Below are 15,580 nucleotides of genomic sequence, written 5' to 3' on the forward strand. Positions count from 1 at the left end.
GGTTTCCTCCTTGGGTTTTACAGGGCCATGGCAGCAGGTGATTGTTGTTGCTGGGGTTTTTCAGTGATCGGCAGGTGAATCAAGGCTGAAAAGGCACCAAAACCGACGCCGACCCACCAGACCAGGGTGTAGCTGCCATAAAGGTCATACAGGGCTCCGCCCAGCCAGACACCGAGAAATCCGCCCAGCTGATGTGAAAAGAACACCAGCCCATACAGGGTGCCCATGTAGCGCAGACCATAGATGTGCGCCACCAGGCCGGAGGTCAGCGGCACGGTGGCCAGCCACAAGGCCCCCATCAGGACTGAAAAGATCACCACTGATTCCGGTGTGATGGGGTTGAGAATGAAGGCAGCGGCAACCAGCGTGCGCAGCAGATAAATAATCGCCAGCAGGTATTTTCTGGAATAACGGTTACCCAGCCAGCCGGCCAGAATAGTGCCGCCCAGATTGGAAACACCGATCAGTGCAATCGCCAGCGCACCGAGTGTGGAGGTGGATGACACTCCCAGCGACTGCACGATGCTTCCGGGGTCAATGCTGCTGCACATTTCGGTGATGAAGGCCGGAAAGTGGGCGGTGATGAAGGCCAACTGGTAACCGCAGGAAAAGAACCCCAGAAAAATGAAAATGAAGGAGGGGTCGCGAACGGCACGTGCCACCACTTTTCCCATGGGTTCATCCAGTTGGGTTTTGCTGCTGTCGGGTGTGGGTGCCTTCAGAAACAACAGTGCCAACATCGACAGGGCAATAAAAACGGCAAACACCAGCAGGGTGTCCTGCCACATCAGGCTGTTCAGCAGCATCTGGGCCACCGGTGGCCCGACAATCTGTCCTGCAGATCCGGCCGCCGTGGCGATGCCCAGTGCCATGGAACGATGACGCTCAGGTGCAGCCCGTCCGATCACTGCCAGGATCACACCAAAACCGGTTCCGGCAATGCCCAGACCAACCAGTATCTGCAGCAACTGGTGTTGACCCGGCGTGAAGGCCAGTGCAGATAGCAATAACCCCAGGATGTAACAGGCAGCACCGGCCAGAATGGCCTTGCGATCACCGTATTTTTCCGCCAGTGCTCCAAAAATCGGCTGGCCGATGCCCCAGAACAGGTTCTGCAGGGCCAGGGCAAAGGAAAACTCGGCTCGAAGCCAGTCAAACTCCTCGGCAATCGGCAGCTGAAACAGGCCAAAGGAAGAGCGGACGCCAAAACTGATCAACAGAATCACACAGCCTGCAATCAGGATTGGATTCAACAGGGGGGAATAACCCTGCGGATTATTTCCGGTTTTTAAAGGGGTGTTTGAGGTTGTTGCTGCACTGGCAGAGTTCATGTCCCTGATTCCACAAATTGTATGGGTGCAATTCTTGTTGGTTTGTTGTTGAATGGGTGCAATATCAGGTTATTCTTTCCTGAAAGAACTGCAATCGGAATATTGCCACCATGACAATTACCCTCAGAGACAAGGCGCAGGCGCGCTGCAGCTGGTTGCCGGATCTGGATGCCTGGCGTGCGTTGCATCACCCGTCATCAAATCGCTCTGCTGCAGATAACAAAACACCGCGCTACAAGGCGTTGGCTGATGCCTTGGCTGCAGCCATTCAGCAGGGTGAGTTGCAGCCGGATACCCGCTTGCCACCTCAGCGACTGCTGGCTGATGCACTGGAAGTCACCACCGGCACCGTGACCCGCGCTTATGCCGAGGCTGAGCGGCGGGGTCTGGTTGAAGCGCGTGTTGGCAGTGGTACCTATGTGCGAGTGGTGCAGGCCGATGATCGCCCGGATTTTTACCACCTGATGGCTGAGGGCGGTGATGGCAGCATTGATCTGTCGCTGAGCCTGATGGTGCCTTGTCCGTTGCGCTTGCAGAGTCTGCATCAGGCCATGCAACAGGTGGCAGCCGATCCGCAGCAACTGGCTGCGGCACTGGCCTATCAGTCGGAACGGGGACAGCCCCGGCAGCTGCAGGTGTTTGCTGACTGGTTGCAACGCCTGGGTGTCAAGGTCAATCCCGAACAGATGATCATTACGGATGGTGGTCAGCATGGCATTTTCCTGAGTCTGCAGGCCTTGCTGGCACCCGGTGAACTGCTGGTGAGTGATGCCCTGACCTATCCGGGTGTGATTGCGGCGGCAAGGGAGTTGCACCTGCGCCATCAGGGTTTGCCGCTGGATGAAGAAGGACTGGATACCCATGCTCTGGAGCGCCTGTGTCAGCAGCAGCGCCCCAGAGCGGTGTACCTGATGCCGGATCAGAACAATCCGACCGGTCGGGTGCTGTCACCGGCACGTCGGCAGCATCTGGCTGAGCTGGCCGAGCGTTATGACTTCTGGATCATTGAAGATGCGGTGCAGTTTCTGCCGCCGGAATTTCGGCTGCAACGGCTGGCTGATCTGGCACCGCAGCGAACGCTTTATCTGTTCAGCAGTTCAAAAATTCTGGCGGGCGGGTTACGGGTTGGTTTGATTGCGGCACCTGCCGGTATTTTGCCACGCCTGATGGCGGCATTAAGGGCGCACTGCTGGATGGCTCCACCCTTGATGGTGGCCCTGACCTGTGCCTGGATTGAATCAGGTGAAACTGATCGTTTATTGCGTTGGCAGTGGCAGGAGGTGCAGGCCCGTCAGCAGTTGCTGGGTGAGGTGTTGGCTGGGCAGGTGTATTCCCGTCATCCGGCTGGTTTTGTGGTGTGGCTGAGCTTACCCGGTGACTGGCGGGCCGGTGAATTTGTTCGGGCGGCGGCGGATGCGGGTGTCAGGGTGTTGGCAGCGGAACCCTTTTGTGTCGGTAATCAGGCCGTGCCCAGGGCTGTGCGTCTGTGTGTCAGTCCACCGGCAGAACGTGAACTGCTGAAAGAGGGGTTGTTGCGACTGAAACATCTGCTGGAGAGCCCGCCGCAAGGGCGGGCTGTGTTCTGAGAGAGGGTTAAATGCCTAGATCCTTCATCAGATCATCATGATCATCCCCCTGGCCACCACCGGAGTTGTCGTTACCGGAGTAAGCGTCGTTGCCGGATTCAGCCAGGATGTCATCGGGATCTTCCAGTTCGGATTCATCAAAGTCGTGCAGCTTGATGAACTCGGTCTTGTCCATCGACAGTTCCAGATAAAAGATGTTGTGCTTTTCGGTGCTGAAGGTGACCCGGCGAGACTGGGGCTGATCCAGTGCAGTGTTGACGGAGATCTGCACCTGCTTGTTGATGGCCATCATCTTCGGCTGGCTTTGGGTGATGGAGGTTTTCAGCTGGTGGCGAACCTTGTTGGTAAAGTCACCAACAATCTGGTTCATGATTTCACCCATCACGTTGCCGACTTCATCAGAGGTGTGAAACTGGGCCAGTTCATTTTCCGGCATGCCCATGCTGAGCAGGTATTTGCGGTAAATTTCCATGGCGGATTCAGCGGTGAAGTTGATGATCACCAGGCCAGAAAAACCACCGTCAAACAGGACAAAACAGCCGATGTCCGGGCGCAGACAGGTTTTATTGATCTTCTGCACCATGGGCGAATAAGTGATCTTGTCATTACCGGCGTTGCCGAGTACTTCACATACGGAATGGCAGAGAATCAGCAGGACTTCTTCGGTGGTGATGGCGCGGGAGCGTTTGGCGGTGGCAATCTGTGTCACGATGGACCTCTTGTATTGGATGTGAATTCCCGTTTTTCTGATGAGGCTTTACAGCTGCATCTTACTCAGTTTTATCCTTGAATTCACATAAATCTTCAATGATGCAGCTCAGGCAACGTGGCTTGCGAGCCACACAAGTGTAGCGGCCATGCAGGATCAGCCAGTGATGGGCGTCCTGCCTGAACTCGCCTGGTACATGGCGAAGCAGTTTCTGTTCCACTTCATCGACGTTTTTACCCGGTGCAATGCCGGTGCGGTTGCTGACCCGGAAAATATGGGTGTCCACGGCAATGGTGGGCTGACCAAAAGCGGTATTCAGGACTACATTGGCGGTTTTGCGACCAACACCGGGCAGGGCTTCCAGTGCCTTGCGGGTGGCAGGTACTTCACCGCCATGCTGTTCCAGCAGGATGCGACAGGTTTTCAGCAGGTTTTCGGCCTTGGTGTTGTAGAGGCCGATGGTCTTGATGTATTCCTTCAGGCCATCCAGGCCCAGATCCAGAATCGCCTGGGGGGTGTTGGCTACCGGAAACAGCCGTGCGGTGGCCTTGTTGACCCCGACATCGGTGGCCTGGGCGGACAGCAGTACGGCAGTGAGCAGCTCAAAGGGGGTGCTCCAGTTGAGTTCAGTGGTTGGCTGGGGGTTGGCTTCCCGCAGTCGACTGAAAATCTGCTGGCGTTTTTCCTTGTTCATGGCGATTCATTCATGGCTGCTGTCATTGGAGCGTTTTTTCAGGCGCTGGGTGTCAGGCGTACACGGCGGCTGGCTTTTTCTGTGGCAACCGGCTGAGGTTTGGCGCGCTGTTTCAGTTGCTGGTCGATCAGGTTTTTCAGCGCAATGATCAATCCCATGCCAAAAAAGGCACCGGGTGGCAGCAGCAGGATCAATACCTGAAAGTCACTGAAGAAGGTGATTTGCCACTGGGCTGCAGCAGGGCCAAACAGCAGTTCCATGCCGCTGAACAGGGTGCCCTGGCCCAGTATTTCCCGGAAGGCTCCCAGCAATACCAGCACAGCTGCAAACCCCAGGCCGACCATTAGTGCATCAACCAGTGCCGGTAACGGCGGATTTTTGGATGCAAAGGCATCGGCCCGGCCGAGAATGGCACAGTTGGTGACAATCAGGGGAATAAAAATTCCGAGTATCTGGTAGAGCTCGTAGGTGAAGGCCTGCATCAGCAGTTCGGCACAGGTCACAAAGGAGGCAATGATCATCACAAAGGCAGGCAGTCGCACGCTGCTGGCCACATGGTTGCGGATGATCGAAACCGACAGGCTGGAGCCCAGTAAAACCAGCAGTGTGGCGGCTGCCAGCCCAAGGGAATTGACCACTGTGCCGGTCACCGCCAGCAGGGGACAGAGCCCCAGCAGCTGAACCAGTGCAGGGTTGTTGTGCCACAGGCCATCGGCCGAAATCTTGCCATAATTCGCCTGCGATACTGCCGAACTGGCTGGCGGAGATGATGCCAGAGCGGGGGCTGTCTGGCTGACAGTCGTCTGGCTGGGGGCCGTTTGGCTGGGAGCAGTTGTGCTCATGGTGTGGGCTCCTCAACGGGCAAGGCAGCTGCGTACTCATTCAGCAGTGCCAACAGTTCGGTATCGTCCTGCAGCCATTCCAGACTGCGCCGCACCGCATGCACCACGGCGCGCGGGGTGATGGTGGCACCGGTGAACTGGTCAAACTCACCGCCATCACGGCGTACGGTCCACCCTGCGATATCCGGGTTATTCAGGCTGCGTCCATTAAAGCTGAAAATCCAGTCGGATTTGGCGGCTTCGATCTTGTCACCCAGGCCGGGTGTTTCTCGGTGCTCAATCACACGCACCCCCTGCACCTGGCCATCCAGGCGCAGTGCCACCAGCAATTCAATGCGGCCGGTGTAACCATCCGGAGCCACCACCGGCAGCAGGACCATGGCCGGTTGTCCATTCTGAAAGGCCACTTGCAGGGCAACCGGGCGGGTATGACCCAATGCTGCCACGGGAGGCAACAACAGTGGCTGCTGCAGGTTCATCCGGTATTGATCCGGTGGGGCCAGCTCATGCAGCAAGCGGGCAGCGGCCAGTTGGCGGTTTTCTTCGATGCGTTCGGCTGTCAGCAGGCGAGTCAGACTGACAGCACCGGCAGTGATCAGGGCAAACAGCACCAGCCCGGTGACACTGCGCAGGATGCTTTGTTTCAAGCTGGGCAGGTCACTCATTTGTGCTGGCCTCCCGATTTCATACCGCTGTGTGCCTTGTCATGACCATAGACTCTGGGGCGGGTGTAATAGTCGATGGCCGGTGCGGCAAAGTTCATCAACAACACTGAAAAGGCCACTCCATCCGGGTAGCTGCCCCAGGTGCGAATGCTGATCACCAGAATGCCCGCGCCCAGGGCAAATACCATTTTGCCTTTCAGGCTGGTGGCACCACTGACTGGGTCAGTGAGAATGAAAAAGGCCGCAAATACCGCCGAACCTGCAGCCAGATGCAACCAGGGTGGAATGTGGTGGCTGGTATCCAATCCCCAGACCAGTGCGCCAAATACCAGCAAGGTCAGCAGGAAGGTCAGTGGCAGTTGCCATTGAATGATGCGTCGTGCAATCAGATACAGTCCACCGAGCAGCCAGGCCAGTGCCACGCTGGTGGTGGCCTGCAGCATGGCCGGTTGCAGACGGTCGGATTGCCAGAATTCATCCGCCATCAACAGGCCCTTGTTGCGCCAGGCGTCCAGTGCGGTGGCTCCGGTCAGGGCATCTGTGCCCGGCAGGGTATGCAGCCAGTGAGTGCCTTCAACCGCCTGGGGCAATGGCCAGATGCTCATTTGCACCGGAAAACTGATCAATAAAAAGGCATAAGCAGCCATGGCCGGGTTAAAGGGATTTTGCCCCAGGCCGCCAAACAGGTGCTTGCCACACAGCAACGCAAACAGGCCACCAATCACCGGTATCCACCAGGGAGCCGTGGCTGGCAGGCAAACACCGAGCAACACCCCGGTGACCAGTGCTGAATAATCCTGGAGCTGAGCCAGTGAGCGGCGGCGCAGGCGACAAACCAGCGCTTCTGCCAGCAGGGCGCTGCTGCAGGTCAGCAGCAGATTGATCAGAATGCCGGGGCCAAAATGCCAGCTCAGCAGCAGGATACCGGGCAGGCAGGCCAGCAGTACCTGCTGCATGATCCAGCGGGTGCTGGTCTGACTGTGGGCATGCGGTGAGGAGAGTTTCAGCAGTGGCATCAGCGGTCAGGCTCCTGTGAAGTGGCTGCGTCAGCCTGCTCTGCATCCTGCAGGCGTTGTTCCGCACGCGCCAGTTGCTGTTGCGCAGCTTCCACTCGCTGCTGTTGTTCCTGAATTTGTTCAGGGGTGGCATCCGGCGTGGTGTGTAGGTTGGCCAGGGTTTTTTCTGCTTTTTTCACCGCCACCGCGGCGGCTGCCCTGGCAATTTTTAATTGTTTCAGCTGCTTGTCATCAAGTGATCCTGAGGCGGCAGCGGCAGTTGGTGGTGCAGAAGCAGTGTTTTCAGCTGCTGGAGCTGGTGTTGCTGTTGTTGTGGCTGCGGCTGTAGCTGGTGCTGGTGTAGGGTTTTCAGCCGTTTCACTGGCAGCACGTTTGGCAGCTGCCATTTTGGCGGCTGCTTCAGCTCTGGCCCGGCGTTTGGTTTCTTTTTCCTGTTCTTCGCGTTCCAGGCGTGCCTTGCGTGCTTCAAAACGCAGTTTGGCCAGATCCGCTTTACGGGCATCAGCACGTTTGCGGATCAACTGGTCCTTGGCGTGGCGATAATACTGCACCAGCGGGATTTCACTGGGGCAAACCCAGGCGCAGGCACCACATTCAATGCAATCCGCCAGCTGTTGTTGTTCAGCCTTGTCAAAAGCACCACCGGCAGCATAAAAATACAGTTGCTGTGGCAGTAACCGGACCGGGCAGGCATCCTCACAGCGCCCGCAGCGGATGCAGGGTTGCTCAGGGCCAGGCAGTGGCAGTTCTTCAGCGGTGGTCAGCAGCAGGCAGTTCATGCCCTTGGTGACGTGGTACTGATCAGAGTCGAGGTTAAACCCCATCATCGGGCCACCCACAATCAGGCGCTCTGCCTGCTCGGGATCGGCTTCAGCCAGTTGCAGCAGTTGGCTGATCGGGGTGCCAAGGCGCACCAGCCAGTTGCCGGGGTTTCTGACCGCCTGCCCGGTAAGGGTCACGACTCTTTCTATCAGTGGCTGGCCGAGTACCACGGCATCCCTCAGGGCAACCAGCGTACCGACGTTCTGGCAGAGGATGCCCAGATCAATGGGTAGTTTGCCACTGGGCACCTCCTGCCCGGTGAGTAGCTGGATCAGCTGTTTTTCACCACCGGAAGGATAACGGGTGGGCAGTACACAGGCTTTTAACCGGCTTTCCAGGGCATGGCCTGCTATTGCCTGCGCGATGGCTTGCAGTGCTTCAGGTTTGTTGTCTTCAATGCCCAGTAACAGCTGTTCGGGTTGCAGCAGTCTTTCCAGCAGTGCAATGCCTTCCAGCAAGGCCTCCGGACGACTGCGCATCAACAGATCATCAGCAGTGATGTAGGGTTCACACTCGGCCGCATTGATGATCAGTGTTCTGATGCCATGTTTACGGGCACCTTCCAGCTTGATCCAGGTCGGGAAGGTGGCACCGCCCAGGCCCACCAGTCCGGCATGTTCCAGTTGGGCAAGCAGTTGCTGGTCACTGGCCTGTTGCCAATCCGGCAGCGTCGGCCAGGGCCAGCGGCTGTCCTGACCATCACTGCGAATCACAATGCTCGGTGCTGTGAGCCCGGAAGGATGTGCCATGGGACGTGGTTCGATGGCAATCACTTCACCACTGATGCTGGCATGAATGCAGGCACCGGTACCGGATTGGCAGCCAGCCAGCAATTGCCCGGTCTGTACCCGGTCACCCACTTGCACGATGGGTTCGGCAATGCGTCCGGCATGCTGCACCAGTGACAACACCACTTCTTCTGGTAAAGGGGCGGTGCGTAGCGGTGCCTGATTGGACAGGTGTTTGTGTTCCGGTGGATGAATGCCACCGTGGAAGGGTCGGCTGATGGTTTGCTGGATCACGTCAAACCGACTCCCTGACAGTGGAAGGATTTGCAGCCATTGGTGTAATGCGGTCTGTGGCGATGATACGGGTTGTTGCTGGTGTGCCTGGCCCGGCAGGTTGTGGCCATTGCCAGTGTTGCAGGTCACTTCTCACCGGCAGCATGTCAATGCAGTCCACCGGGCAGGGTTCCACACACAGGTCGCAGCCGGTGCATTCACTGATGATGACGGTATGCATGAGTTTGGCGGCACCAAGAATGGCATCCACCGGGCAGGCCTGAATGCATTTGGTACAGCCGATGCACTCATCTTCACGAATATAGGCGACCTTCTTTTCACTGGTTACACCGGCTTCGGCATCCAGTGGCAGGGGTTCGCGGCCCAGCAGGTCGGCCAGCGCCTGAATGGTAGTTTCACCGCCGGGTGGGCAGAGATTGATGGCGTCACCAGCAGCGATGGCTTCGGCATAAGGGCGGCAGCCGGGATGGCCACACTGTCCGCACTGGGTCTGGGGCAAGAGCTGGTCAATTTTCTCGACCAGTGGGTCACCCTCAACATGGAAACGGACTTGCGCATAACCCAGCAACAGGCCGATGATCAGGGCCAGCAGGCTGAGGGCAAACAGGGCGCTTAACAGGCTCACAGTTGCACCATGCCGGTAAAGCCCATAAAGGCAAGCGACATCAGGCCCGCAGTGATCATGGCCACTGCAGCACCTTTAAAGGGTAGGGGGACATCGGCCAGTGCCAGGCGTTCGCGCATGGCAGCAAAACAGACCAGCACCAGAGCAAAGCCCAAGCCGGCACCCAGGCCGTAAAGGATGGCTTCAACAAAGGTTTGTTCACGATTGATGGATAGCAGGGCAACACCCAGCACGGCGCAGTTGGTGGTGATCAGCGGCAGGAAAATGCCCAGCACCTGATACAGCAGTGGTGAGGTTTTGTGGACTACCATTTCAGTGAACTGAACCACTGCTGCAATCATGATGATAAAGCTGATGGTGCGCAGGTAATCCAGCTCCAACGGCAATAGCAGGCCGTGATACACCAGATGGCTGAGGGCAGAAGAAAGGGTCAGTACAAAGGTGGTGGCCAGGGCCATGCCCAGCGCAGAATCCAGCTTGTTGGACACGCCCATGAAAGGGCAGAGGCCAAGAAACTGCACCAGTACGAAGTTGTTGACCAGGATGGTGCTGATCAGCAATAGAAAGTATTCAGTCATGGTTCTGCCGGGATGCCTGAAATCAGGGGATTCTATCAAGAGGCGCATTTTAGCCTAGATGGCAGACTGACGCAGACTTGTAACTATAATTTTTAGTGATATGAGCTGCGCAGATGGCGATTTACAACAAATTGCCTATACTGGCGATCAGAATGCACTGCACAAAAGTGTGGAAAATAGGCATAATAGTTTGATTCTAAATATGGAATACAAAGCCTGGGTGGACTGAATATGTTGCTTCGAAAGCTGAAAATCAATCACCGTATCTGGATCATCAATCTGCTGGCGGTGGCCGGAATGCTGGCGATTTTGCTGGTTGCCTTGAATCGCCAGTACAACGACATGGAAAGCCTGAAGCTGCAGGAAATACAGCATCAGGTGGACTCTGCAGAAGGTGTGGTGCGAGCCTATCAGCAGATGGTTGCCAATGGTCTGCTGACGACTCAGGAAGCCCAACGCCAGGCCATTAATATGGTGATGGCCATGGTTTATGGGCAGGATAAGGATTACTTCTTTATTCTGACCCTTGATGGTGTGGTGCTGGCCCATCCCAGTGCGGATGTGCGTAACCGCAACATGTTGCACGTGCAGGATGTTCACGGTGTACCACTGTTCCGGCAAATGATCTCTGGTGCCAGCCGTGATGGTTCGGTTGTAGTGCCTTATCATTGGCCGCGCCCGGGCAGTGATGTTCCCCTGCAGAAAATCTCTTATGCCCGTCTGAATAGCGAGTGGAACTGGATTATTGCCACGGGTGTTTATGTGGATGACATCGATCAGATGTTCAAAAACAGCCTGATGGCCCTGGGTGGTATTGCCGTGGTGATTCTGCTGATCATGCTGCTGGCCGGGTTACTGATCGGGCGTTCCATCATTCGCCCAATCAAGGAAACTGCTGAGGCCATGCGTGAAATCAGCAGTGGTGATGGCGATTTGACGGTACGACTGAATACTCAGGGCAAGGATGAAATCACCGAGCTGACCTCCCACTTCAACGTGTTTGTGACCAAAATTGAAGACCTGGTGGCAGACATCAAGCTGGCAGTCGGTGCCATCAATACTGCAGCACAGGAAATTGCTGCCGGTAACTCTGACTTGTCCCAGCGTACTGAAGAACAAGCCTCCAGCCTGGAAGAAACTGCTTCAAGCCTGGAAGAACTGACTTCTACTGTGCGCCAGAATGCCGATAACGCGCGTCAGGCCAATCAGTTGTCACAGGATGCCAGCCGCATTGCAGCAGAAGGTGGTGGCCGTGCCCGTCAGGTGGTGGCCACCATGGAAGAGATCAGCGAAAGCTCCAACAAGATTGCTGATATCACCACCCTGATCGACAGCATTGCCTTTCAGACCAATATTCTGGCATTGAACGCAGCCGTAGAAGCCGCTCGTGCAGGTGAGCAGGGTCGAGGTTTTGCGGTGGTTGCCGGTGAGGTCCGGGTGCTGGCTCAGCGCTCTGCTGCAGCTGCCAAAGAAATCAAAGAGCTGATTACCGCTTCAGTGGAAACGGTGCGCCAGGGTGGTTCGCTGGTGCGTGAAACCGGTGAAACCATTGAGCAGATTGTGGCTTCCGTTAAACGGGTCACGGACCTGATGGGTGAAATCTCTGCTGCCTCCGATGAGCAGAGCCAGGGCATTGAACAGGTCAACCAGGCCGTCATCCAGATGGATGATGTCACTCAGCAGAATGCTGCATTGGTTGAAGAAGCGGCCGCTGCTGCTGAATCGCTGGAAGAGCAGTCCCAGGCCTTGAGTGAAGCTGTTTCTGTCTTCCGTATCAGTGCTGACAGTGAAACCAGAAAGGTGGCGCCCAGCGGTAGCAGAACGGTTGCTGCCCCTGGCCAGGCTCCGACACGGTCACGCCCTGCTGCACCGGCAGCAAAAGGTACCGCACGTACTGCCGCGCCGGCACGCAAACTGACTCCACCACCCAAGCGTCAGGATGATGATGAGTGGGAAGAGTTCTGAAGCTGATTCCCTGGCTGTTGCTGCTGTTAACCAGTTGGGTTGCAGCAGCACAACCGTTGGAGTGGGATGACCTGCTGCCGGAAGGTTTTGAACTGGATAAGCAGCAGGTGTTTGAAGGGCAGGATATCAGTGGGTTGAGTGATTTCAGTCCGGAAGCCCAGCGTTTGATGGATCGTTTGCAGCAGGTATTGAATGCTGCACCGCCAGTACCGGCGCTGGATGGCCAGCGGGTGAGTTTAAGTGGCTTTATGGTGCCGCTGCAGCGGGAAGGGCGTCAGGTGACTCACTTTTTTCTGGTGCCCTGGTTTGGCAGCTGCATCCACACACCACCACCACCGGCCAATCAGATGGTGCAGGTGGTCATTCGGCAGGATCATCCCTTTAACAGGTTGTTTGGTACGGTCAAGGTACACGGCGTGTTAAAGCTGGATTACACCGAACACCGCCTGGGTACTTCTGCCTATACCTTGATTGCGGACAAGATAGAGTCAACTGAGTTCATCTTTGAAAGACGCTGGTGATAAGCCATGCTAGGCTTGTATCAGCTTTGACTGATTGATTATAGAAGGAAAGGTTATGGCAAAAACAATTCTGACCGTTGATGACTCTGCATCCATTCGCCAGATGGTGTCTTTCACCTTGAAAGGTGCTGGTTACAATGTGGTGGAAGCAGTGGATGGCAAGCAGGGTCTGGACAAGGCTAGGGCTGGACGCTTTGATCTGGTGTTAACGGATCAGAACATGCCGAATATGGATGGCCTGACGCTGATCAAGAGTCTGCGTGCTCTGCCAACCTATGCACGCACTCCAATCCTGGTGTTGACCACTGAAGCGGGTGATGCCATGAAACAACAGGGTAAGGCTGCCGGAGCCACCGGCTGGCTGGTTAAACCCTTTGATCCCCAGAAGCTGATCGACGTGGTCAAAAAAGTCATTGGTTAACCACCTGCTGGTTGAAAGGGAGAGGCCCGGCTCATGAGTGTTGATCTCAGCCAGTTCCACCAGGTGTTCATCGATGAAGCGTATGAACATCTGTCCACCATGGAAAGCCTGCTGCTGGCGCTGGATTTGACCGCGCCCAGTCTGGACGATCTGAATGCCATCTTTCGTGCTGCCCACTCCATCAAGGGTGGTGCAGGTACTTTTGGGTTTACCGACATTGCTGAGTTAACGCATGCACTGGAAACCCTGCTGGATCGGCTGCGCAAAGAAGAGCTGGACCCCACCGATGCCATGATTGAGGCTTTTCTGCAGTGTTGTGACCTGTTGGGCAACATGCTGGATGTTCATCAGAATGGTGGTGAAGTGGATCAACAGCGGCTGGAAAGCATCAGGGGCGAACTGATGCAACTGGCCAGTGGTGAAGCATCAGCTGCTGCGGTTGTTGAAGCGGCTCATCCACCTGCTACCGCAACACCTGTAGAACCGGGTGGGCATAGCTGGCTGATTCATCTGCATCCCGGCAAGGATATTTTTGCTGAGGGCGCTTCATTTGAAGCCATCAATGAAGACCTGAGTGCCCTGGGGCAGCTTGAAGTCCTGCAGCAACCTGAAGCCGGGCATGTCCGTTGGCGGTTATATGCTGATGTAAGCCTGGAGGTGTTGCAGGAAACCTTTGCTTTTGTCTGCCAGGCCGATGAAGTCAGTTTTACGGAAGAAACCAGTATCACGGCCAGTGATGATCAGGGATATGGTTTTTTTGTCGATGAAAGTGAACTGGCTGCTGAGCGTGAAGCTGCAGATGGTTTTGGCTTTTTTATTGATGAAGATGAGTTGCCCTCCCAACAGGCACAGCGCCAGGCTGAACAGGAAGCTGAACAGGGCTTTGGCTTTTTTGTGGATGAAAGTGATTTGCCGGCTGCCCAGCCAGATGCAGCTGAATCAGTAGCCGTTGAACCGGGTAAAGCCACTGGTGCGGCTGCAAACCCGCAAGCCGGAAGTTCACCATCAAGTTCCCAGACAGTTGGAGCCAAGCCTGCCACCACTGCTTCCAGATCACCAGCCAAAGCACCGGCTAAACCTGCTGCCCAGGCTGAAACCTCCATCCGTGTGGGTGTTGAGAAGGTTGATCAACTGATCAATCTGGTCGGAGAGCTGGTCATCACCCGTTCGATGCTGGCGCAATCTGCTGCTGCACTGGATCCCATGGTCTATGAGGCAATCCACAACGGTCTGGCGGCGCTGGAGCGTAATTCCCGCGATCTGCAAGAGTCGGTGATGTCCATTCGCATGCTGCCGATCAACTTTGTGTTTGGTCGTTTCCCGCGTGTGGTGCGTGATCTGGCCAACAAGATGAATAAAAAAGTGGCCCTGAAACTGATTGGTGAAGAAACCGAGCTGGACAAGGGACTGATTGAAAAGCTGGCTGATCCACTGACTCACCTGGTACGCAACTCCATTGATCACGGTATTGAAACACCGGAGCAACGCCTGGCTGCCGGAAAATCCGAGCAGGGCACCATTACCCTCAGTGCCAGTCACCAGGGTGGCAGTATTCTGGTTGAGGTGACGGATGATGGTGCAGGCTTGAATCGTGAGAAGCTGTTGGCCAAAGCCCAGGAAAAAGGCATCCCGCTTAGTGATAACCCCTCTGATCGTGAAGTCTGGCAATTGATTTTTGCGGCCGGTTTTTCCACCGCCAAGGAAGTCACTGATGTATCCGGTCGAGGCGTAGGGATGGATGTGGTGATGCGCAACATCACCGAGATGAAAGGTCAGATCGAAATCGACTCTGCCGAAGGGCGTGGAACCCGTATCGGGCTGCGTCTGCCACTGACTCTGGCCATTCTGGATGGCATGTCACTGCGTGTGGGTGAAGAAGTCTTCATCCTGCCGCTGACCCGCATCATTGAATCCCTGCAGCCGGAGCCAGGCCAGTTGAAAACTGTGTCGGGCAAGGGGCGGGTGGTTCATATTCGTGGTGAATACCTACCCTTATTACCGCTTTATAAAGCCTTTAACCTTGAACCACGTGTCAAGAAGCCTGAAGAAGGCATATTGGTGGTGGTGGAGAGTAATGAAGGCAAGCTGGCCCTGTTTGTTGATGAGCTGATTGCTCAACACCAGGTCGTCATCAAGAGCCTGGAAGCCCACTACCGTAAGGTTCAAGGGGTATCCGGTGCAACGATCATGGGTGATGGACGGGTTGCCTTGATCATCGACATCGAACAGCTGGCAAAATTGAATCAACCTGAAGATGTAATGAATATTTCCGGAGGCCGCGATGATGAGTGAAGTAGCAGAAGAGCATGCGCTGGTAATGGCAGGGCATCAGGAGTTTCTGACCTTCACCCTGGGTGAGGAGGAGTATGCCATTGATATCCTCAAGGTACAGGAAATCCGTGGTTATGATGCGGTGACCCGGATCGCCAATACCCCGGATTACATCAAGGGTGTGATCAATATGCGTGGTGTGATCGTGCCGGTGGTCGATATGCGGTTGAAGTTTCATGTTGGCCAGGCAGTTTATGATCAGTTTACCGTGATGATCATTCTGAACCTCGGTGAACGGGTGGTGGGCATGGTGGTGGATGGTGTATCCGATGTAGTGGCGTTGGCACCGGAGCAGATTCGACCTGCACCGGAGTTTGGTGCAGCGATGGATACCCAGTACATCCAGGGCCTGGCCAGCATCGACAAGCGCATGGCCATCGTAGTGGATATCGAAAAGCTCATGACCAGCAGCGAGATGGGGCTGGTTGATCGTGTGGTTGCGGGCAACTGAT

General features: G+C 55.8%; 15 protein-coding genes. 6 read left to right on the plus strand and 9 right to left on the minus strand.

Going from position 1 to position 15,580, the window contains the following annotated elements; all coding sequences use genetic code 11:
• Positions 1–17: 17 nt before the first annotated feature.
• Positions 18–1,331 (minus strand): MFS transporter, encoded by a 1,314-nt coding sequence (locus BT114_RS02675; RefSeq protein WP_084661800.1) that lies wholly within the window; start codon positions 1,329–1,331, stop codon positions 18–20.
• A gap of 110 nt (positions 1,332–1,441) precedes the next feature.
• On the opposite strand from BT114_RS02675, the gene BT114_RS02680 reads away from it, so the two are divergent.
• The gene (locus tag BT114_RS02680; protein WP_084661801.1) at positions 1,442–2,917 is read left to right on the plus strand and encodes an aminotransferase-like domain-containing protein; all 1,476 of its coding nucleotides are present in this window, start codon (positions 1,442–1,444) and stop codon (positions 2,915–2,917) included.
• Positions 2,918–2,924: 7 nt separating this feature from the next.
• On the opposite strand, the gene BT114_RS02685 is transcribed toward BT114_RS02680, so the two are convergent.
• From BT114_RS02685 to rsxA, 8 genes are all read right to left on the minus strand, one after another.
• Positions 2,925–3,626: a DUF3334 family protein gene (locus BT114_RS02685; RefSeq protein ID WP_218163438.1), complete on the minus strand. Its 702-nt coding sequence runs from the start codon at positions 3,624–3,626 to the stop codon at positions 2,925–2,927.
• Between the two features lie 61 nt (positions 3,627–3,687).
• Positions 3,688–4,320 carry an endonuclease III gene (nth, locus tag BT114_RS02690; protein WP_072324743.1) on the minus strand — a complete coding sequence of 211 codons (633 nt, stop codon included), beginning with the start codon at positions 4,318–4,320 and terminating at the stop codon, positions 3,688–3,690.
• Between the two features lie 38 nt (positions 4,321–4,358).
• Positions 4,359–5,162, minus strand: a complete 804-nt coding sequence (locus BT114_RS02695) for an electron transport complex subunit E (RefSeq protein ID WP_084661802.1) — start codon at positions 5,160–5,162, stop codon at positions 4,359–4,361.
• Positions 5,159–5,827, minus strand: coding sequence for an electron transport complex subunit RsxG (rsxG, locus tag BT114_RS02700; protein WP_084661803.1), 669 nt, complete (start codon positions 5,825–5,827; stop codon positions 5,159–5,161). Before rsxG ends, BT114_RS02695 begins: the two co-directional genes overlap by 4 nt.
• Positions 5,824–6,843 carry an RnfABCDGE type electron transport complex subunit D gene (locus BT114_RS02705; RefSeq protein ID WP_072324744.1) on the minus strand — a complete coding sequence of 340 codons (1,020 nt, stop codon included), beginning with the start codon at positions 6,841–6,843 and terminating at the stop codon, positions 5,824–5,826. Before BT114_RS02705 ends, rsxG begins: the two co-directional genes overlap by 4 nt.
• Positions 6,843–8,687 (minus strand): electron transport complex subunit RsxC, encoded by a 1,845-nt coding sequence (gene rsxC / locus BT114_RS02710; protein WP_072324745.1) that lies wholly within the window; start codon positions 8,685–8,687, stop codon positions 6,843–6,845. The genes BT114_RS02705 and rsxC overlap by 1 nt, the downstream gene beginning before the upstream one ends.
• 1 nt (position 8,688) lies before the next feature.
• A complete protein-coding gene (gene rsxB, locus BT114_RS02715; protein ID WP_072324746.1) occupies positions 8,689–9,312 on the minus strand; it encodes an electron transport complex subunit RsxB in 624 nt (207 codons plus the stop codon).
• The gene (gene rsxA / locus BT114_RS02720; RefSeq protein WP_072324747.1) at positions 9,309–9,890 is read right to left on the minus strand and encodes an electron transport complex subunit RsxA; all 582 of its coding nucleotides are present in this window, start codon (positions 9,888–9,890) and stop codon (positions 9,309–9,311) included. The genes rsxB and rsxA overlap by 4 nt, the downstream gene beginning before the upstream one ends.
• Positions 9,891–10,121: 231 nt before the next feature.
• Here rsxA and BT114_RS15230 point away from each other — a divergent pair, with 231 nt between their 5' ends.
• The 5 genes from BT114_RS15230 to BT114_RS02745 are packed head-to-tail and all read left to right on the plus strand — an operon-like array spanning position 10,122 to position 15,579.
• On the plus strand, positions 10,122–11,855 hold the full coding sequence (locus tag BT114_RS15230; protein WP_072324748.1) for a methyl-accepting chemotaxis protein: 1,734 nt from the start codon (positions 10,122–10,124) through the stop codon (positions 11,853–11,855).
• The gene (locus BT114_RS02730) at positions 11,840–12,376 is read left to right on the plus strand and encodes a DUF3299 domain-containing protein (RefSeq protein WP_072324749.1); all 537 of its coding nucleotides are present in this window, start codon (positions 11,840–11,842) and stop codon (positions 12,374–12,376) included. The genes BT114_RS15230 and BT114_RS02730 overlap by 16 nt, the downstream gene beginning before the upstream one ends.
• 55 nt (positions 12,377–12,431) lie before the next feature.
• Positions 12,432–12,797 carry a response regulator gene (locus BT114_RS02735; protein WP_072324750.1) on the plus strand — a complete coding sequence of 122 codons (366 nt, stop codon included), beginning with the start codon at positions 12,432–12,434 and terminating at the stop codon, positions 12,795–12,797.
• A 33-nt stretch (positions 12,798–12,830) separates the two neighbouring features.
• A complete protein-coding gene (locus BT114_RS02740; RefSeq protein WP_072324751.1) occupies positions 12,831–15,089 on the plus strand; it encodes a chemotaxis protein CheW in 2,259 nt (752 codons plus the stop codon).
• Complete coding sequence (locus tag BT114_RS02745; protein ID WP_072324894.1) at positions 15,082–15,579, plus strand: chemotaxis protein CheW; 498 nt, start codon at positions 15,082–15,084, stop codon at positions 15,577–15,579. The genes BT114_RS02740 and BT114_RS02745 overlap by 8 nt, the downstream gene beginning before the upstream one ends.
• Position 15,580 lies beyond the last annotated feature (1 nt).

It is taken from the genome of Marinospirillum alkaliphilum DSM 21637 (genome assembly GCF_900119735.1).
Classification (GTDB): Bacteria; Pseudomonadota; Gammaproteobacteria; order Pseudomonadales; family Halomonadaceae; genus Marinospirillum; species Marinospirillum alkaliphilum.